The organism is Streptomyces chartreusis (genome assembly GCF_008704715.1).
Lineage (GTDB): Bacteria > Actinomycetota > Actinomycetes > Streptomycetales > Streptomycetaceae > Streptomyces > Streptomyces chartreusis.
Map to the genome: position 1 here is coordinate 5,737,830 of NZ_CP023689.1, position 18,232 is coordinate 5,756,061.

General features: G+C 71.2%; 16 protein-coding genes and 1 tRNA gene. 13 read left to right on the forward strand and 4 right to left on the reverse strand.

The window, feature by feature from the left end; translation table 11 throughout:
- Positions 1–230 precede the first annotated feature (230 nt).
- Positions 231–1,787 carry a potassium/proton antiporter gene (locus CP983_RS25190; RefSeq protein WP_150501973.1) on the reverse strand — a complete coding sequence of 519 codons (1,557 nt, stop codon included), beginning with the start codon at positions 1,785–1,787 and terminating at the stop codon, positions 231–233.
- Between the two features lie 199 nt (positions 1,788–1,986).
- Between CP983_RS25190 and CP983_RS25195 the strand changes: the two genes are divergently transcribed.
- Positions 1,987–4,761: a penicillin acylase family protein gene (locus tag CP983_RS25195; RefSeq protein ID WP_150501975.1), complete on the forward strand. Its 2,775-nt coding sequence runs from the start codon at positions 1,987–1,989 to the stop codon at positions 4,759–4,761.
- 70 nt (positions 4,762–4,831) lie between these two features.
- Here CP983_RS25195 and CP983_RS25200 read toward each other — a convergent pair whose 3' ends face one another.
- Positions 4,832–5,446: a 5-formyltetrahydrofolate cyclo-ligase gene (locus CP983_RS25200; protein WP_093746354.1), complete on the reverse strand. Its 615-nt coding sequence runs from the start codon at positions 5,444–5,446 to the stop codon at positions 4,832–4,834.
- A 93-nt stretch (positions 5,447–5,539) separates the two neighbouring features.
- Here CP983_RS25200 and galU point away from each other — a divergent pair, with 93 nt between their 5' ends.
- The 8 genes from galU to CP983_RS25240 all read left to right on the forward strand — a co-directional run bounded on the left by galU (position 5,540) and on the right by CP983_RS25240 (position 12,571).
- Positions 5,540–6,442, forward strand: a complete 903-nt coding sequence (gene galU, locus CP983_RS25205; RefSeq protein WP_030950698.1) for a UTP--glucose-1-phosphate uridylyltransferase GalU — start codon at positions 5,540–5,542, stop codon at positions 6,440–6,442.
- A 4-nt stretch (positions 6,443–6,446) separates the two neighbouring features.
- Positions 6,447–7,772, forward strand: coding sequence for a molybdotransferase-like divisome protein Glp (gene glp, locus CP983_RS25210; RefSeq protein ID WP_150501977.1), 1,326 nt, complete (start codon positions 6,447–6,449; stop codon positions 7,770–7,772).
- Positions 7,773–7,858: 86 nt separating this feature from the next.
- A complete protein-coding gene (gene moaC / locus CP983_RS25215; protein WP_107905874.1) occupies positions 7,859–8,353 on the forward strand; it encodes a cyclic pyranopterin monophosphate synthase MoaC in 495 nt (164 codons plus the stop codon).
- On the forward strand, positions 8,350–8,886 hold the full coding sequence (locus CP983_RS25220; protein WP_150501979.1) for a MogA/MoaB family molybdenum cofactor biosynthesis protein: 537 nt from the start codon (positions 8,350–8,352) through the stop codon (positions 8,884–8,886). Before moaC ends, CP983_RS25220 begins: the two co-directional genes overlap by 4 nt.
- 20 nt (positions 8,887–8,906) lie before the next feature.
- The gene (locus CP983_RS25225; RefSeq protein ID WP_125524511.1) at positions 8,907–9,554 is read left to right on the forward strand and encodes a GNAT family N-acetyltransferase; all 648 of its coding nucleotides are present in this window, start codon (positions 8,907–8,909) and stop codon (positions 9,552–9,554) included.
- Positions 9,555–9,750: 196 nt separating this feature from the next.
- Complete coding sequence (gene sepX, locus CP983_RS25230; protein WP_150501981.1) at positions 9,751–11,070, forward strand: divisome protein SepX/GlpR; 1,320 nt, start codon at positions 9,751–9,753, stop codon at positions 11,068–11,070.
- A gap of 84 nt (positions 11,071–11,154) precedes the next feature.
- Positions 11,155–11,228, forward strand: a tRNA-Ala gene (locus CP983_RS25235).
- A 113-nt stretch (positions 11,229–11,341) separates the two neighbouring features.
- On the forward strand, positions 11,342–12,571 hold the full coding sequence (locus CP983_RS25240) for an MFS transporter (protein ID WP_229914771.1): 1,230 nt from the start codon (positions 11,342–11,344) through the stop codon (positions 12,569–12,571).
- A 4-nt stretch (positions 12,572–12,575) separates the two neighbouring features.
- On the opposite strand, the gene CP983_RS25245 is transcribed toward CP983_RS25240, so the two are convergent.
- On the reverse strand, positions 12,576–13,052 hold the full coding sequence (locus tag CP983_RS25245) for a GNAT family N-acetyltransferase (RefSeq protein WP_150501983.1): 477 nt from the start codon (positions 13,050–13,052) through the stop codon (positions 12,576–12,578).
- Positions 13,053–13,129: 77 nt separating this feature from the next.
- Here CP983_RS25245 and CP983_RS25250 point away from each other — a divergent pair, with 77 nt between their 5' ends.
- A complete protein-coding gene (locus CP983_RS25250; protein WP_107906257.1) occupies positions 13,130–13,933 on the forward strand; it encodes an exodeoxyribonuclease III in 804 nt (267 codons plus the stop codon).
- Positions 13,934–14,019: 86 nt separating this feature from the next.
- Here the strand turns inward: CP983_RS25250 and CP983_RS25255 are convergent, their stop codons facing one another.
- A complete protein-coding gene (locus tag CP983_RS25255) occupies positions 14,020–14,658 on the reverse strand; it encodes a MerR family transcriptional regulator (RefSeq protein WP_107905869.1) in 639 nt (212 codons plus the stop codon).
- A gap of 133 nt (positions 14,659–14,791) precedes the next feature.
- Between CP983_RS25255 and CP983_RS25260 the strand changes: the two genes are divergently transcribed.
- From CP983_RS25260 to CP983_RS25270, 3 genes are read left to right on the forward strand one after another with little or no spacing between them, the layout of a single operon-like run.
- Positions 14,792–16,345, forward strand: coding sequence for a flavin-containing monooxygenase (locus tag CP983_RS25260; protein ID WP_150501985.1), 1,554 nt, complete (start codon positions 14,792–14,794; stop codon positions 16,343–16,345).
- Positions 16,342–17,286 (forward strand): alpha/beta fold hydrolase, encoded by a 945-nt coding sequence (locus CP983_RS25265; protein ID WP_107905867.1) that lies wholly within the window; start codon positions 16,342–16,344, stop codon positions 17,284–17,286. The genes CP983_RS25260 and CP983_RS25265 overlap by 4 nt, the downstream gene beginning before the upstream one ends.
- Positions 17,283–18,167, forward strand: coding sequence for an SDR family oxidoreductase (locus CP983_RS25270; RefSeq protein ID WP_150501986.1), 885 nt, complete (start codon positions 17,283–17,285; stop codon positions 18,165–18,167). Before CP983_RS25265 ends, CP983_RS25270 begins: the two co-directional genes overlap by 4 nt.
- Positions 18,168–18,232 lie beyond the last annotated feature (65 nt).

Below are 18,232 nucleotides of genomic sequence, written 5' to 3' on the forward strand. Positions count from 1 at the left end.
CGCCGAGAGCTGTCCTCTTGCGCGGAACTGCGGTAGATACCGGAGCCCACTTCGAGGAAGGACGTCCCGGCCGCCATACGGTCGCGCCAGCTCTGCGTCAGGCAGAGTTGGTTCGATCTGGGGTTACGCCTGCATAGTACAGGGAGCGGGCGCCATTGACCTTGTGAAAATGAGCACTGCACAGCGTCTCACCTGTGAACGAGCCGCCCCGCACCCCGAGCCGCCTGCGATCAGTCCGTCCCGTTCGTCCCCAGCCAGCCGGCCAGCTTGCCCCCGGCGCCCACCGCGCGCAGCCGGCGCTCGGCGGCGTCGCGCACCGGGTCCGTGGCGACGACGAGCAGCTCGTCCCCGCGCCGCAGCACCGTCGCGGGCATCGGAACGAACGATTTTCCATCGCGGACGATCAGGGTGACGGCGGCTCCCGGAGGCAGCCGCAGCTCGTTGATCTCGACGCCGTGCATCTTGGAGCCCTCGGGGATCGCGAAGGACAACAGATGCCCGCGCAGCCGCTCCAGCGGCGCCGACTCGATGCCCAGGTCGGCGGGCGTGGGGCCCTGGCCGAGATCCAGCTTGCGGGCGAGCCAGGGCAGCGTCGGACCCTGGATCAGGGTGTAGACGACGACCAGGACGAAGACGATGTTGAAGATGGCCTGGCTGCTCTCGACGCCGCTCACCATCGGGATCGTCGCCAGGATGATGGGCACGGCGCCGCGCAGCCCCGCCCAGGACATCAGGGCCTGCTCCCGCCAGGGCACGCGGAACGGCACCAGGCAGGCGACGACGCTGAGCGGGCGCGCCACCATGGTCAGCACCAGGCCGATGACGAGCGCGGGCACGATGTCGTCGCCCAGCTCGTGCGGGGTGACCAGCAGGCCGAGCAGCACGAACATGCCGATCTGGGCGATCCAGCCGACCCCGTCGGCGAAGCCGCGCGTGGCCGGCCAGTGCGGCAGCTTCGCGTTGCCCAGCACCATCGCGGCGAGGTAGACGGCCAGGAAGCCGCTGCCGTGCGCCATCGCGCCGGCCGCGTAGGCGGTGACGGCGATGGCCATGACGGCGATCGGGTAGAGGCCGGAGGCGGGCAGCGCCACATGTCTGAGGCCCCAGGCGCCCAGCCAGCCCACGGCGAGGCCGATGGCGGCGCCGATGGACAGTTCCTGGGCTATCTCACCGGCCAGCACGTACCAGTGCTCGATCGGGCCGGCCTGGGAGAAGGCGACCACCAGGATGACCACGGGGGCGTCGTTGAAGCCGGACTCCGCCTCCAATGTGCCCGTCACGCGCGCGGGCAGCGGGATCTTGCGCAGTACGGAGAACACCGCGGCGGCGTCCGTGGAGGAGACGACGGCCCCGATGATGAGCGCCTGCCGCCACTCCAGCCCGACCAGGTAGTGCGCGGCCGTCGCCGTGACCCCGACGCTCACCGTGACTCCGACCAGCGCCAGCGCGGAGGCGGCCGGCAGGGCCGGCTTGATCTCCTTCCACTTCGTGCCCAGGCCGCCCTCGGCCAGGATCACGACCAGCGCCGCGTACCCGATGACCTGGGTGAGCTCGGCGTCGTCGAAGCGGATGCCGCCGATGCCGTCCTGGCCCATGAGCACGCCGATGCCCAGGTACACGAGCAGGCTGGGGAGCCCGCTGCGCGAGGAGATCCGAACCGCTGCGACGGCGACGAGCAGGACGAGCGAGCAGACGAGCAGGAGCTGGTTGAGGTCGTGGACAGTCAGCGGCCGTTCCCTTTCCCTGGCCCACGCACACGCGCGCGGGGGCTCACGTACATAGGACACGAAGTGGCGGTTCTCCGCACCCAACTACTTCGTTACCTTACCTAACTCTTGACGATTTCTTGACGCTCTTGGGGCCATGATCGAACGTCCGTCCGTGCTGGTTCCCTACTCCGCGTCAAGTTCGACCGGACCCTGCGCCTATGGTTGCTCCAGCACTCCAGGACCGCCTGCCGCTCGCGTTAGGACAGCAAGGACAGCGATGCCCCCCAACACCACCGCCTCCACGGGTCGACAGCCCGGCAAGTCCGGCAGGAAGAAGGGGCGCAGAGCCCGCCTGCTCGTCCTCGTGCTGGTGCTGGCCGTCGTAGCGGGCGTGGCCGGCGGGGCGTACTGGTCCATCAGCACCGTCCGCGCGTCGTTCCCGCAGACCAAGGGGTCGATCACGCTCAAGGGCCTGTCCGGGCCCGTCGACGTGAAGCGCGACGACTACGGCATCCCGCAGATATACGCGTCCTCCGACGAGGACCTGTTCATGGCGCAGGGCTTCGTCCAGGCCCAGGACCGGTTCTGGGAGATGGACGTCCGCCGGCACATGACGTCCGGGCGGCTGTCGGAGATGTTCGGCAAGAGCCAGGTCGACAACGACGAGTTCCTGCGCACCCTGGGCTGGGACCGGATCGCGAAGCAGGAGTACGACAAGACGCTGTCGGCGTCCACCAAGAAGTACCTCCAGGCCTACGCGGCGGGCGTCAACGCCTATCTGGACGGCAAGGACAACAAGGACATCTCGCTGGAGTACGCGGCGCTCGGCTTCACCAACGACTACAAGCCGGGTAAGTGGACGCCGGTCGACTCGGTCGCCTGGCTGAAGGCGATGGCCTGGGACCTGCGCGGCAACATGCAGGACGAGATCGACCGCGCGCTGATGACCAGCCGCCTCGGTCCCAAGGAGATCGCGGACCTGTACCCGCAGTACCCGTACAGCCGCAACAAGACGATCGTCCAGGCGGGCCAGTACGACGAGGTCACCAAGACGTACGGTTCGACGGGCTCCGCGGCGGGCACGGGCTCGTCCGCGGGCGGCACCTCGGGCACCGGCACCTCCTCCGGCACCGCGGGCCTCCAGGGCCAGCTGGCGGGTCTCCAGGAGGTCCTGGACGACCTCCCCACGGCCGTCGGCGTGAACGGCAACGGCATCGGCTCCAACTCCTGGGTGGTCGGCGGGAAGTACACGATCACCGGCAAGCCCCTGCTGGCCAACGACCCGCACCTGTCGGCCTCGCTGCCGTCCGTCTGGTACCAGATGGGCCTGCACTGCCGCGCGGTCTCCAGCAAGTGCCAGTACGACGTCAGCGGCTACACCTTCGCGGGCATGCCCGGCGTGGTCATCGGCCACAACCAGAACATCTCCTGGGGCATGACCAACTCCGGCGTCGACGTCACCGACCTCTACCTGGAGAAGCTCTCCGGCGACGGCTACCTCTACGACGGCAAGACGGTGCCCTTCACCACCCGCCAGGAGACCATCAAGGTCGCCGGCGGCTCACCGAAGAAGATCGTCGTCCGGGAGACCAACAACGGACCCCTGCTGTCCGACCGCAGCGACGAGCTGGTGAAGGTCGGCCGCAAGGCCACCGTCGACACCGCCGCCCCCGACCGCGGCGACGGCTACGGCATCGCGCTGCGCTGGACCGCGCTGGACCCGGGCACCACCATGGACGCCGTCTTCGCCATGGACAGGGCGAAGGACTGGACCGACTTCCGCGCCGCGGCGGCCCTGTTCGACGTGCCCTCGCAGAACCTGATCTACGCCGACACCGAGAACCACATCGGCTACACGCTGCCCGGAAAGATCCCCACCCGGCCGCAGGGCTACGACGGCTCGGTCCCGGCACCGGGCTGGGACGCGAAGTCGCGCTGGACCGGCTACATCGACGACGACGAGCTGCCCTACGAGTACGACCCGGCCCGCGGCTACATCGTCACCGCCAACCAGGCCGTGATCGACAAGGCCAAGTACCCGTACACGCTCACCACGGACTGGGGCTACGGCGCCCGCAGCCAGCGCATCAACGACCTGATCCAGTCGAAGATCGACGACGGCGGCAAGATCTCCACCGACGACATGCGTCAGATGCAGCTCGACAACAGCAGCGAGATCGCCAAGCTGCTCGTGCCCAAGCTGCTGAAGATCGACATCTCCGACAAGGACGTCCGGGACGCCGCGGCCATCCGCGAGGCGCAGGAGCTCCTGGAGGGCTGGGACTACACCCAGGACGCCGACTCGGCGGCGGCCGCCTACTTCAACTCGGTCTGGCGCAACATCCTCAAGCTCGCCTTCGGCAACAAGCTGCCCAAGGAGCTGCGGGTCGAGGGCCAGTGCCTGTGGGTCGACCCCGTCAACACCACCGGCCCCGCCGACGAGACCGACAAGGTGCGCGAGTGCGGTGAGCGCGAGCCCGACCAGGCGCAGCCGGACGGCGGCGACCGCTGGTTCGAGGTCGTGCGCAGCCTGATGAGCGACGAGGACAGCGACTGGTGGAAGACGCCCTCCTCGGGCACCCGCCCGTCGGCCGACAACCGCGACGAGCTGTTCCGGCGCGCCATGATCGACGCCCGCTGGGAGCTGACCGCCAAGCTCGGCAAGGACATCGACACCTGGAACTGGGGCCGGCTGCACCGCCTGTTCCTGAAGAACCAGACCCTCGGCACCGAGGGCCCCGGGTTCCTCCAGTACGCACTCAACCGCGGCCCCTGGAAGCTCAGCGGCGGCGAGGCCACGGTCAACGCCAGCGGCTGGAACGCGGCCGGCGGCTACGGCGTCGTCTGGGTGCCGTCGATGCGGATGGTGGTCAACCTCGGCGACCTCGACAAGTCGAAGTGGATCAACCTCACCGGCGCCTCGGGGCACGCCTACAACGCGCACTACACCGACCAGACGGACAAGTGGGCCGACGGCGAACTGCTCGACTGGTCCTTCTCCGACAAGGCGGTCGACGACGGTACGAGCGACACGCTCGTGCTCAAGCCCTGACCCCGGTCAGCTGATTCGGGAGGCCGCCACGCACGCGTGGCGGCCTCCCGCGTCCTTCGGGCCGGGCGCGTCAGCCGAACCGCCGTACCCCCGAGGGCGTCACCACCGCGTGCACCGGCCGGTCGTGCGGCTCCTCGGGGACGCGCTCGACGACCTCCGTGTCGTACAGCAGCACCACGAGCGGGGGCCGGGCGCCCGCGCGTTCCAGCCGGGCGAGGACGCGGTCGTAGGAGCCTCCGCCGCGGCCCAGGCGCATCCCGCGCGCGTCGACCGCGAGGCCGGGCAGCAGCACGACGTCCGCACCGGTCACGGCGTCCGGGCCGAGGCGCTCGCCGCCGGGCTCGAAGAGGGCCATCTTTCCGCCGTGTTGGACGCGCTCCAGTGAGTCCTGCCCGGCGTACGCGCCCCAGTCCAGGTCGTTGTCGGGCAGGAGCGCCGGGAGCAGCACCCGCACGCCCCGCGCGCGCAGCGCGTCCAGCAGCGCGAGGGTGCCCGGTTCACTCCCGACCGAGACGTACGCCGCCACCGTGCCCGCGTGCGCCAGTTCGGGCAGCTCCAGCGCGCGGCCGGCCAACGCGGTCGCCGATGACTGCACGTCATCCGCCGTCAACCTGTTTCTCACCGTGAGGAACTCCCGCCGCAACGTTCGCTTGTCAGGCTCGGCCGGACGTCCGGTGTGACTCAATGGTTCTCCCGTACCCTTCCCAATGTGCTCATATGAGAGCCAAATAACCGGAGCCTCAGATTCCCTACAAAGGCACCGGATAAGGTTGCGGGCATGACTCAGTCTCACCCTCGGATCAGCAAGGCTGTCATCCCCGCAGCGGGTCTGGGCACCCGCTTCCTGCCGGCCACCAAAGCCACTCCCAAGGAGATGCTGCCGGTCGTCGACAAGCCGGCGATCCAGTACGTGGTCGAAGAGGCCGTCTCCGCCGGCCTCGACGACGTCCTCATGATCACGGGCCGCAACAAGCGCCCCCTGGAGGACCACTTCGACCGCAACTACGAGCTGGAGTCCGCCCTTCAGAAGAAGGGCGACGCCGACCGGCTCGCGAAGGTGCAGGAGTCCAGCGACCTGGCCACCATGCACTACGTCCGCCAGGGCGACCCCAGGGGCCTCGGCCACGCCGTCCTGTGCGCCGCCCCGCACGTCGGCCACGAGCCCTTCGCCGTCCTCCTCGGCGACGACCTCATCGACCCGCGCGACCCGCTGCTCAAGCGGATGGTCGAGGTGCAGGAGCAGCGCGGCGGCAGCGTCATCGCGCTCATGGAGGTCGCGCCCGAGCAGATCCACCTCTACGGCTGTGCGGCCGTGGACCCCACCGAGGACGGCGACGTGGTCAAGGTGCACGACCTCGTCGAGAAGCCGGCCGCCGCGGACGCCCCGTCCAACTACGCCATCATCGGCCGCTACGTCCTCGACCCGCACATCTTCGACATACTGCGCAAGACCGAGCCGGGCCGCGGCGGCGAGATCCAGCTCACCGACGCGCTCCAGCAGCTGTCCCAGGACGAGAAGGTCGGCGGCCCCGTGCACGGCGTCGTCTTCAAGGGCCGCCGCTATGACACCGGCGACCGAGGCGACTACCTGCGTGCCATTGTCAGACTCGCATGCGAACGTGAAGACCTGGGCCCGGACTTCCGGACCTGGCTTCGCAGTTACGTAGCCGAGGAGATGTAGCGAGTTGAGCACCGCCGCCGAGCCCCGCCCCACCGGTCAGGACCACCTCTGGTCGGTGGACGAGCACCTGGAGGACATCCTCACGACCGTCCGCCCCCTCGAACCCATCGAGCTGCAACTGCTCGACGCCCAGGGCTGCGTCCTGGTCGACGACGTCACGGTGCAGGTCTCCCTGCCGCCGTTCGACAACAGCTCCATGGACGGGTACGCGGTGCGGGTCGCGGATGTCGAGGGCGCCGGCGAGGAGTTCCCGGCGGTGCTCGAAGTCGTCGGCGACGTCGCGGCCGGCCAGGCCGACGCGCCCCAGGTGGGCCCCGGCCAGGCCGCCCGCATCATGACCGGCGCCCCGCTGCCGCCCGGCGCCGAGACCGTCGTTCCGGTGGAGTGGACCGACGGAGGACTCGGCGAGGGCCCGGTCACCGGGATGCGCGCCAGTAGCGCCGCCCCCGAGGGCGCGAGCGGCCAGGTGCACATCTACCGGCCCGCGAAGGCACGCGCGCACGTGCGCGCCAAGGGCAGTGACGTCAAGGCCGGTGACAAGGCCCTCGCGGCCGGCACCGTCCTCGGACCGTCGCAGATCGCCCTGCTCGCCGCCATCGGCCGCGGCACGGTACGGGTGCGCCCGCGCCCGCGCGTGGTCGTCATGTCCACCGGCAGCGAACTCGTCCAGCCCGACGAGCAGCTGGCCGAGGGCCAGATCTACGACTCCAACAGCTTCTCCCTGACCGCGGCCGCCCGTGACGCCGGCGCCATCGCCTACCGCGTGGGCGCCGTCGCGGACGACGCCGAGACGCTCCGGTCCACCGTCGAGGACCAGCTCGTGCGCGCCGACCTCATGGTCACCACCGGCGGCGTCAGTGTCGGGGCGTACGACGTGGTCAAGGAGGCGCTGTCGCACGTCGGCGACGAGGACGAGGCCGGCAGCGGCATCGAGTTCCGCAAGCTGGCGATGCAGCCCGGCAAGCCCCAGGGCTTCGGCTCCATCGGCCCCGACCACACCCCGCTGCTCGCCCTGCCGGGCAACCCGGTGTCGTCGTACGTCTCCTTCGAGATCTTCGTGCGCCCCGCGATCCGCGCCCTGATGGGACTTCAGGACGTCCACCGGCCCCGCACGACCGCGAAGCTCACCGCCGACGAGGCGCTGACCTCGCCGAAGGGGCGCAGACAGTTCCTGCGCGGAAGCTACGCCGACGGCGAGGTGCGCCCGGTCGGCGGCGCCGGTTCCCATCTGATCGCGGCGCTCGCGCACGCGGACGCGCTGATCGTGGTCCCCGAGGACACCGAGACCGTCGAGCCCGGCACCGAGGTCGAGGTGGTCCTGCTCGGCTGAGCGGCCCCGCTTGGCGGTACCGTGTCGCGCACAGCAGGCCCGTGCGCCGCACCGCGACGGGCCCGGACCGGGAGCGCCACACGAGCATGAGCACGCACGACCGACCCACGCAGGACCGCCTCACGCACATCGACGACGCGGGCGCCGCCCGCATGGTCGACGTCTCCGGGAAGGACGTGACCGCGCGGACCGCCCGCGCCAGCGGACGCGTCCTCGTCTCACCCCGCGTGATCGAGCTGCTGCGCGGCGAGGGGGTCCCCAAGGGCGACGCCCTCGCCACCGCGCGCATCGCGGGCATCATGGGCGCCAAACGCACCCCGGACCTCATCCCGCTGTGCCACCCGCTCGCGCTCTCCGGTGTGAAACTGGACCTGTCGGTCGCGGACGACGCCGTGGAGATCCTGGCCACCGTGAAGACCACGGACCGCACGGGCGTCGAGATGGAAGCCCTCACCGCCGTCTCCGTCGCGGCGCTGACCGTGATCGACATGGTGAAGGCGGTCGACAAGGGAGCGGTCATCACGGACGTACGGGTGGAGGAGAAGACGGGCGGCAAGTCGGGCGACTGGAGCCGGGCATGACACGGGACGCGTCGATCGGCGGTGCACTGCTCGCGCCGTACAGCGCCCTCGTGGTCACCGCCTCGAACCGGGCCGCCGCCGGGGTCTACGAGGACAAGGGCGGCCCGCTGATCGTGCACGGCCTCAAGGGCTTCGGCTTCGCGGTCGACGGCCCGCAGGTCGTGCCCGACGGCGACCCGGTCACCGCCGCCCTGCGCGCCGGTGTGGATGCCGGGTACGACGTCATCGTCACCACCGGCGGCACCGGCATCTCGCCCACCGACCGCACCCCCGAGGCGACCCGCGAGGTGATCGACCACGAGGTGCCTGGCATCGCGGAGGCCATCCGGGCGTTCGGCCGGGAGAAGGTGCCGACCGCGGCGCTGTCCCGGGGCCTGGCCGGCGTGGCGGGGCGCACCTTGATCGTGAACCTGCCCGGCTCCAGCGGCGGTGTGAAGGACGGACTGGCCGTCCTCGAGCCCCTCCTGACCCACGCCGTCGACCAGCTCCGCGGCGGCGACCACCCCAGACCGAGCAGCGGGGGTGCGAGCTGAACAGCCCATCCTGGCCCGTCGTGCTGGGGGACGGCGACATCGTCCTCCGGCCGATAAAGATGCGCGACCAGCGGGCCTGGCGCGAGGTCAACCGACGCAACCGGGACTGGCTGCGCCCGTGGGAGGCGACGATTCCGCCGCCCACGCCCAGCGGGCCGATCGCGCACCGGCCGACCTACCGTCAGATGGTCCGGCACCTGCGCTCCGAGGCGGGCGCGGGCCGGATGCTGCCGTTCGTCATCGAGTACCAGGGGCGGCTGGTGGGGCAGTTGACCGTCGCCGGGATCACCTGGGGCTCGATGTGTTCCGGGCATGTCGGCTACTGGGTGGACGAGTCGGTGGCGGGCCGCGGCGTGATGCCCACGGCGGTGGCGCTTGTCGTGGACCACTGTTTCCGGACCGTTGGTCTGCACCGCATCGAGGTCTGCATTCGCCCGGAGAACGGGCCGAGCCGCCGGGTCGTGGAGAAACTCGGATTCCGCGAGGAGGGGCTGCGGCCGCGATATCTCCACATCGACGGAGCGTGGCGCGACCATCTCGTGTTCGCGCTCACCGCGGAAGAGGTCCCGGAAGGGCTGCTGGGCCGCTGGCGGCGGACCCGCTCGCAGAAGGCGCCGCACTCGAACCCGCAGAACACCCGGCAGAACCCGCAGGGGAATCCCGCCTAGTGCGGAAGTGACTCCGGAAATTGAATAAGTGTTCGAAATTGATCGCCGGATGACCGCCTCGGGGCATTAAATTCGCGCCCCGAGCGGGCTGCTGATCGCATCGGTCACAAAAAAAGTTCGAAATATCAGCCAGATCGTGCGACACACCGGCTCAATTGGCGGATGGCCTCACGCAAACCCCTCTACCGTGTGAGACGTGAGCAGCAGCGGCCTCATCTACGCAGTCATTGTCGGGGCCTGGGCCGCCTACTTGGTGCCGATGTGGCTCCGTAGGCAGGACGAGCTGAACGAGGCCCGTCCGACGGAACGCTTCAGCACAGCCATCCGGTTGCTGTCCGGACGGGCGGGGATGGAGCGCCGGTACGCCAAGGACCTGCGCGCGCGCTCCACCGCCGAGGGGGAGCCCAGCGCCGACGACCCGGGCGACGTCACCGAGTCGGTGGACGTCCGGGCCTTCGCCATGCCTCCGACCCGTCCGCAGACCCAGGCGACGGCTCAGGCGCAGGCATCCACACGCCCGGACCCGGCGCGAGAACCCGCCCGCGAACCGGCGCCCAAGGCACCGGCCAAGCCGGCGTCCGAACGCACCGGCGCGGCGGCCAGGCCGTCGCCCGAGCGGACCGGCGGACCCGCGGCAGCCTCCCCTGAAGGGGCACGCAAGCGGGTGCCGGCGGCCCGGCGTCCCCCCTCCGGGGAAGCGGCGGCGGCCGCGGCACGAGCCCGGCGCACGAAGGCCCTCGCCCGCCGCAGGCGCACCACCGTCGTGCTCTTCCTCGCCTTCACCCTCGGCGCGATCGTCGCCGCGGTCGGCGGACTCGCGTTCCTGTGGGCGCCCGGCATCCCCGCCCTGCTGCTCAGCGGCTACATCGCGTATCTGCGGTCGCAGGAGCGCCGCCGCTTCGCCTACCAGATGGACCGGCGCCAGGCCGAGGCCGCCGCCCAGCGGCTGCGCGAGCACGCACGCCAGTCCCGACGCCGCGGGAGCGCCGACGCCGGGGTCGGCGCCGACGAGCCCGACGAGGGGCCCGAACCAGGCACCGAGACCGGGATGTCCGCCCTCGCCGCGGACCGGCGCGCCCTCGTCGAGCAGACCGATCACGCCGAGTGGGTCGACCAGCAGCGCGAGCGGCAGCGCCGGCCCGGCCACGGCGACAGCTGGGACCCGGTCCCGGTGCCGCTGCCGACGTACGTGACGGCACCGGTCGCGCCCCGCGCCTCCTCCGACGTGGACCTCGGCGCGCCGGACGCCTGGAGCTCGGCACGGTCGAGCTCCGTCGCCCGGGACCGCGAGACGGGCGCCGAAGGCGCTGACGACGCCGCGCACGAGGCACAGTCGGCACGCGGCGACGACAAGGGCGAGAAGGACGGCCGCGGCGACGGCCTCCCGCGCGCCCGCACCCGCTCGCGCGGCGGGAACCCCACGGGCGCCTCCGCCCGCCGGGCACGCGAACGGGGCCGTACGCCGCTGTTCGACCAGTACGAGGACGGCGACCGGCCGCGCGCCGCGAACGAGTGACCCGCCCCCGCGGCGAGCAGGCGGCCGACCAGGAACGGATTTCCAAGCAGGCCGATCGGGGTGCTAAAGTTTCACTCGTTGCAAGGGCCTGTGGCGCAGTCCGGTAGCGCACCTCGTTCGCATCGAGGGGGCCAGGGGTTCAAATCCCCTCAGGTCCACAGCAACGACTCCCCGGGGAAACCCGGGAGTTGGCGAGATCCCGTCCGATCGGTTGATCGGGCGGGATTTTTGTTGTGCTCAAGAGGCCGAGAGCCCAGTCCTGAGGGGGAGCGTGGAGAAGACCGCCGCACCGTTACCGACCGGGCGCACGACACTGCTGCGGACAGCCGCCTTCCGGCGGTTCGTGACCGCCAGTCTGATCTCGGCCACCGGGTCCGCGATGGCACCCCTCGCGCTCGCCTACGCCGTGATCGGCGAGGGCGGCGGAGCCGGCGACCTCGGTGTGGTGCTCGCCACAAACACCGTTCCCACCATCGTCTTCCTCGTCATGGGCGGCGTGCTCGCGGACCGCATGTCCCGCAGCCGCATGCTCTTCCTCGGCAATCTGCTGGCGGCCGCCGCCCAGGGCTCGCTCGCCGTGATCGTCGCCCTGGGGCAGGCGACGACGACCTCGGTCGCCGTCTGCGGCTTCGTCTCCGGGACGGCCGTCGCCTTCACCGTGCCCGCCAACCAGGGGACCGTGGCGCAGATCGTGCCCGCGGAGCACTTGCAGCAGGCCAACGCCGTACTGCGGCTGCCCGGCAACGCCGTCAAAGTGCTCGGGCCGGCCGTCGGCGGCATCGTCGTCGCGGTCAGCGGCCCGGCCTGGGCGCTGGCCTGGGACGCGCTCACCTTCGCCGTCGCCGCCGTCCTGCTGCTCGGGCTGCGCCTGGACGCGCCCGTCACCGTCACCGGCGCGCTGACCGATCTGCGCGAGGGATGGACGGGCTTCTGGTCGCGGACCTGGCTGTGGACCTATACGGCCGCAGGGAGCGTCCTCGTCGCCGCGTGGCTCGCGGGGTTCCAGCTGCTGGGCCCCGTCGTCGCGGCGCAGCGGTACGCGGGAGCGCGTGACTGGGGGCTGGTGCAGGGGGCGTTCGCGGCCGGGCTGCTGGCCGGGACGCTGGTGTGCCTGCGCTGGCGGCCGTACCGGCTGCTGGCCGTGGCCGTCGCGGGCGGCGCGCCCCTGGCCGCGCCGCTGCTCGCGATGGGGTGGGGACTGCCGCTGCCCTGGGTCCTGTTGGCCACGCTGCTCGCCGGGATCGGGCTCGACGTGGCCATCGTCGCCTGGGCGACGGCGTTTCAGCAGCATGTGCCGCAGGGTGAGTTGGGGCGGCTCGGCGCGTTCAACAGCGTCGGCGAGCGGCTGGCGATTCCGCTCGGCTACCTGCTGACCGCGCTCGCGGCCGGACTGTGGGACAACCGGACCGTGCTGGTGGCGTGCGCCGGGCTCGTCGTGGCCGCGGTCGTCCTCAACCTGTGCGTGCGGGACGTGTACCGCATCAACGCGACCGGGAAGTGACCGCTCACAGCGCCTTGGCGAAGCACAGGCTCAGGTCGTGGAAGCGGTAGTAGCCGAACTTCCCGCACGGCTCGTAGCCGCTCGACCTGTACAGGGCCACCGCCTCCGGCTGCTTGGCGCCGGTCTCCAGCACCATGCGGATACGGCCCGCCGTCCGGGCGTCGTCCTCCAGCGCCGCCAGGATGCGTCTCGCCAGGCCCCGGCCGCGCATCGCCTCGACGACGTACATGCGCTTGAGCTCGGCGTCCCCGTTCTGGTTGCCCTCGCCGTTGTCGTCCTGGGCCCGCCAGCCGCCGGACGCGACCGGGGTGCCCGCCTCGTCGTACGCGATCAGGTACAGGCCGTTCGGCGGGTCGAAGTCGGTCGTGGCGAGGGGCGTGGCGTCGCCGTCGTCGCCGTAGCGGACCGCGTACTCGGCCTGGACCTGGTCGCTGAGCTTGACGGCGTCCGGGTGGTCGAAGGGGACGTGCTGTATATGCATGCTGGCTACCGTATATCAATTCAAGATCAAGAGGTTCCAATATCGGACACCGTCCAGTGTGCCGGTAGGGTGCCGTGGTGCTCACTGTGACCTCTGTGAATGTGAACGGGCTGCGGGCCGCCACGAAGAAGGGCTTCGTGGAGTGGCTCGCCGGTACCGACGCCGATGTGCTGTGCCTTCAGGAGGTGCGCGCGGAGCCGGAGCAGCTGCCCGAGCATGTCCGTACGCCCGACGGCTGGCACGTCGTGCACGCGCCCGCCGCCGCCAAGGGGCGCGCCGGCGTCTCCCTCTACACCCGCCGTGAGCCGGACCGGATCCAGGTCGGATTCGGTTCGAGCGAGTTCGACGGCAGCGGGCGCTACGTCGAGGCCGACCTGCCGGGTGTGACGATCGCCTCGCTCTACCTGCCCTCCGGCGAGGTCGGCACCGAGCGCCAGGACGAGAAGGTCCGCTTCATGGGCGAGTTCCTGGCCCACCTGAAGGACCTGCGCGAGCGCGCCGCCGCCGACGGCCGCGAGGTCCTCGTCTGCGGCGACTGGAACATCGCCCACCAGCGGGCCGACCTGAAGAACTGGCGCGGCAACACCAAGAACTCCGGTTTCCTGCCGGAGGAACGCGACTGGCTGACCGAGGTCTTCGACCCTTCGGCGGGCGGCTATGTCGACGTCGTGCGGTCGCTGCATCCGGATGTGGAGGGGCCGTACTCCTGGTGGTCGTACCGGGGGCGGGCCTTCGACAACGACACCGGATGGCGCATCGACTACCACGTGGCGACGCCGGGTCTCGCCGCGCGGGCGCTCAAGGGCCATGTCGAGCGCGCGGCGACGCATGCGGAGCGGTGGTCGGACCATGCGCCGGTGACGGTGGTCTACGACCGCTGAGTGCTCCGCGACGGCCGTGATGTGTCGTCGTTCGGGTGCGGCGCCGTGGGGGCTGGTCGCGCCGTTCCCCGCGCCCCTTGGGGGCGCTACTGCTTGCGCAGTCGGCGGTCCAGTGCCAACGACAGTTCTGCCTCCACCACGCTTCGGGCCAGGGGGCGCAGGCGGTGGAGGTCGTCCTCGTGGGCGTGGCGGAGGACCAGTTCGGCGAACATTTCTGCCAGGGCGTCCACGTGTTCGCGGACTCGTTTGCCGGCGGACAGGACCTCGGCGAGGGGGATGCCCTCGCGGACCAGGGCCGAGGAGACGTCGAGCAGGCGGCGGCTGATGTGGACGATCTCGTCGCCGTCGGTGCCCAGGTAGCCGAGGTCCAGGGCGGCGGCCAGGTTCTCCGGGGTGACCTGGCCCTCGAAGCGGGCGGCGAGTTCCTCGGGGGTGAGGCGGACCGGCTCCTCCTCGGTCGGCGTGACGCCGAGGACGTCGGCGACGTCGCGGCCGTTGTCGAGGGCCTCTGCCAGTTCCGCGATGCCGGTGAGGGTGTGGCCCCGCTCCAGCAGGGCCGCGATGGTGCGCAGCCGGGCCAGGTGGTGTTCGTCGTACCAGGCGATGCGGCCCTCGCGGCGCGGTGGCGGGATCAGCTTGCGTTCTCGGTAGAAGCGCAGGGTGCGCACCGTTATGCCGGCCAGCCGGGCGAGCTCCTCCATGCGGTATTCACGCTTCTCGGTCACCCCGGCACCTTAAATCGTACCGGCGGTAACTTTCCTCGCCCCACCCCCTACCGGTCGGTACGGACCTCCTCTACTCTCCCCATTGCGCCAGTGTTCACTGGCATGGTTCCGGTTCGAGTGTGGAGGCACAGGCATGGCCGAACGCGAACATGTGCGGGTCGCGGTGGTCGGGTCCGGGTTCGGCGGGCTGGGAGCCGCCGTACGGCTGCGGCGCGAGGGCGTGACCGACTTCGTCGTCCTGGAGCGGGCCGGCAGCGTCGGCGGCACCTGGCGGGACAACAGCTATCCGGGATGCGCCTGCGACGTGCCGTCCCACCTGTACTCCTTCTCCTTCGCGCCCAACCCCGACTGGCCGCGCACATTCTCCGGGCAGGAGCACATCCGTGCCTACCTGGAGCACGTCACGGACACCTTCGGGCTGCGCCCGCACATCCGCTTCGACTCCGAGGTGAAGCGGATGACCTGGAACGGCGAGCGGCTGTGCTGGGACATCGAGACCAGCGCGGGGAACCTGTCGGCCGACTTCGTGGTCTCCGCCACCGGGCCGCTGTCCGACCCCAAGACGCCCGACATCCCCGGTCTTGACACCTTCCCCGGCAAGGTCTTCCACTCCGCCCGCTGGGACCACGACTTCGACCTGCGCGGCAAGCGCGTCGCCATGGTCGGCACCGGCGCCTCGGCCATCCAGATCGTGCCGTCCATCCAGCCCGAGGTCGAGCGGCTCACGCTCTTCCAGCGCACCCCGCCCTGGGTCATGCCCCGCATCGACCGCGCCATCAGCGGCGCGGAGCGCTCCCTGCACCGGGCCCTGCCCGTCACCAGCCGGCTGCGCCGCGGGCTGCTGTGGGGCATCCGGGAGCTCCAGGTCCAGGCGTTCACCAAGCACCCCAACGAGCTGGGCTTCATCGAGCAGCTGGCCAAGCGGAACATGGCCCGCGCGATCAAGGACCCGGCGCTGCGCGCCAAGCTCACCCCCGACTACCGCATCGGCTGCAAGCGGATCCTGCTGAGCAGCGCGTACTACCCGGCGCTCGCCAGGCCCAACGTGGACGTCGTCGCCAGCGGGCTCAGCGAGATCCGCGGCTCGACCGTCGTCGCCGCCGACGGCACCGAGGCCGAGGTCGACGCGATCGTCTTCGGCACCGGGTTCCACGTCACCGACATGCCCATCGCGGAGCGCGTGGTGGGTGCGGAGGGCAAGACCCTCGCCGAGGTGTGGAAGGGCGGGATGGAGGCCCTGCGCGGCGCCTCCGCCGCCGGGTTCCCGAACTGGATGACCATCATCGGGCCCAACACCGGCCTCGGGAACTCCTCGATGATCCTGATGATCGAGTCCCAGCTGAACTACATGGCCGACTTCGTACGGCAGCTCGGCCTGCTCGGCAGCGGGGTCGCCCTCGACGCGCGGCCCGGCGCCGTGCACACCTGGAACCGGCGGGTGCAGGAGCGCATGAAGCGGACGGTGTGGAACACCGGCGGCTGCACCAGCTGGTACCTGGACGCAGCGGGCCGCAACACCACCGTCTGGCCGGGCACGACGAGCGAGTTCCGGCGGGCCACCCGGCGCGTGGACCTCGCCGAGTACGCCGTGGTGCGGGCGTCCGCGGGCGCGCGCGAGGAGAGCGGCGGGAGCGTGAGGGCCGGTGACGGCGCGAAGACCGGCGAGGGCGCGGAGGTGACCGCGTGAGCCGCCTGATGAACGTCTCCTCCGGGCCGTACGCCCCGCCCGCCCCCGCCCGTGAGCTGACGGTCGTGTCCGCCGACGGCGCCCGGCTGCACGTCGAGGTGCACGGCCGCGTCGACGACCCCGACGCGCCCGCCGTCGTCCTCGCGCACGGCTGGGCCTGCTCGACCGCCTTCTGGGCGGCGCAGATCCGCGAACTCGCCGTCGACCACCGCGTCATCGCCTACGACCAGCGCGGCCACGGCCGCAGCCCGGCGAGCCTCGCCTGCACCGCCGACGCCCTCGCCGACGATCTGGAAGCCGTCCTGAAGGAGACCCTCGCACCCGGCGAGAAGGCCGTGATCGCCGGGCACTCCATGGGCGGCATGACGGTGATGGCCGCCGCAGCGCGCCCGGCGTTCCGCGAACACGCCGCTGCCGTACTGCTGTGCAGCACCGGCGCCTCGCGGCTGGTCGCCGAGTCGACCGTCATACCCATACGCGCGGGCCGGCTGCGCACCTGGCTGACCGCGCGCGTCCTCGGCTCCCGGGCGCCGCTCGGGCCGGTCACCCCGGTCGCGCGGGCGATCCTCAAGTACGCGACGATGGGCCCCGGTTCGGCCCCGCACATGGTGGAGGCGTGCGCGCGGATCGTGCACGCGTGCCCGCGCAAGGTGCGCCATGCCTGGTCGCAGGTGCTCGACCTGCTCGATCTCGACCACGGCGTACGCCAGTTGACGGTGCCGACCGCGGTGCTCGTCGGCAGTGCCGACCGGATGACGCCGCCGGTGCACACGCGCTCCCTCGCCGCCGCGCTGCCGCAGCTCCTCGACGTCACCGAACTGCCCGGCCTCGGGCACATGACGCCGGTCGAGGCGCCCGAGCTGGTGACCGCGAAGATACGGGAACTCGTCACCACATCCCCCAAGGCCACGAAGAACACGCAGGTGAAGGAGGGCGCATGAGCAAGGTGAGCCTCGAAGGACAGGTCGCGGTCGTGACCGGCGCGGCGCGGGGCGTCGGGGAGCTGCTCGCGCGCAAGCTCTCCGCACGCGGTGCCTCGGTGGCGCTGGTCGGGCTGGAGGCGGACGCCCTCAAGCAGGTCTCGGAGCGACTGCACGGCGACAGCGACCACTGGTACGCCGACGTCACCGACCACGAGGCGATGGCGCGCGTGGCGCAGGAGGTCAAGGAGCGGTTCGGGAAGGTCGACATCGTCGTCGCCAACGCGGGTGTCGCGACCGGCGGTCCGTTCGTCGACTCCGACCCGGACGCCTGGCGGCGGGTCATCGAGGTCAACCTCATCGGGTCGGCGGTGACGGCCCGCGCGTTCCTGCCGGTGCTGATGGAGAGCCGGGGCTACCTGCTCCAGATCGCCTCGCTCGCGGCGATCACGCCGGCGCCGATGATGACCGCGTACTGCGCGTCCAAGTCGGGTGTGGAGGCGTACGCGCACAGCCTGCGGGCCGAGGTCGGCTACAAGGGCGTGCGGGTCGGCGTCGGTTATCTGTCCTGGACCGACACCGACATGGTGCGCGGGGCCGATCAGGACGACGTCATGCGGGAGTTGAGGCAGCGGCTGCCGTGGCCGTCGAACAAGACGTATCCGCTGGGGCCGGCCGTCGACCGGATCGTGGCCGGGATCGAGCGGCGCTCCAGCCATGTGTACGGGCAGTGGTGGCTGCGCGGGATGCAGGGTGTTCGCGGGTATCTGCCCGCGCTCATCGGGACGGTGGGGCAGCGGGAGATGCGGCGGTTCTCGGACCGGCTGGAAGGCATGCGCACGGGGCTGGTCGGAGCGGGCGGCGCGGCCGATGAGCAGGAGCGTATTACGCGGCGTAACTGATCGACATGCGCAGGGTTATCGCCCGTGTGAATCTGGTCGAGGCCCCACCGAGGGGCCAATCCCCA

Excerpts from the sequence above, each read along its gene's own strand:
- CP983_RS25245 (WP_150501983.1), bottom strand. The coding sequence starts at position 13,052 with ATGCATATACAGCACGTCCCCTTCGACCACCCGGACGCCGTCAAGCTC.
- CP983_RS25220 (WP_150501979.1), top strand. The coding sequence starts at position 8,350 with ATGACACGGGACGCGTCGATCGGCGGTGCACTGCTCGCGCCGTACAGC.
- CP983_RS25195 (WP_150501975.1), top strand. The coding sequence starts at position 1,987 with ATGCCCCCCAACACCACCGCCTCCACGGGTCGACAGCCCGGCAAGTCC.
- CP983_RS25260 (WP_150501985.1), top strand. The coding sequence starts at position 14,792 with ATGGCCGAACGCGAACATGTGCGGGTCGCGGTGGTCGGGTCCGGGTTC.
- CP983_RS25270 (WP_150501986.1), top strand. The coding sequence starts at position 17,283 with ATGAGCAAGGTGAGCCTCGAAGGACAGGTCGCGGTCGTGACCGGCGCG.
- moaC (WP_107905874.1), top strand. The coding sequence starts at position 7,859 with ATGAGCACGCACGACCGACCCACGCAGGACCGCCTCACGCACATCGAC.
- galU (WP_030950698.1), top strand. The coding sequence starts at position 5,540 with ATGACTCAGTCTCACCCTCGGATCAGCAAGGCTGTCATCCCCGCAGCG.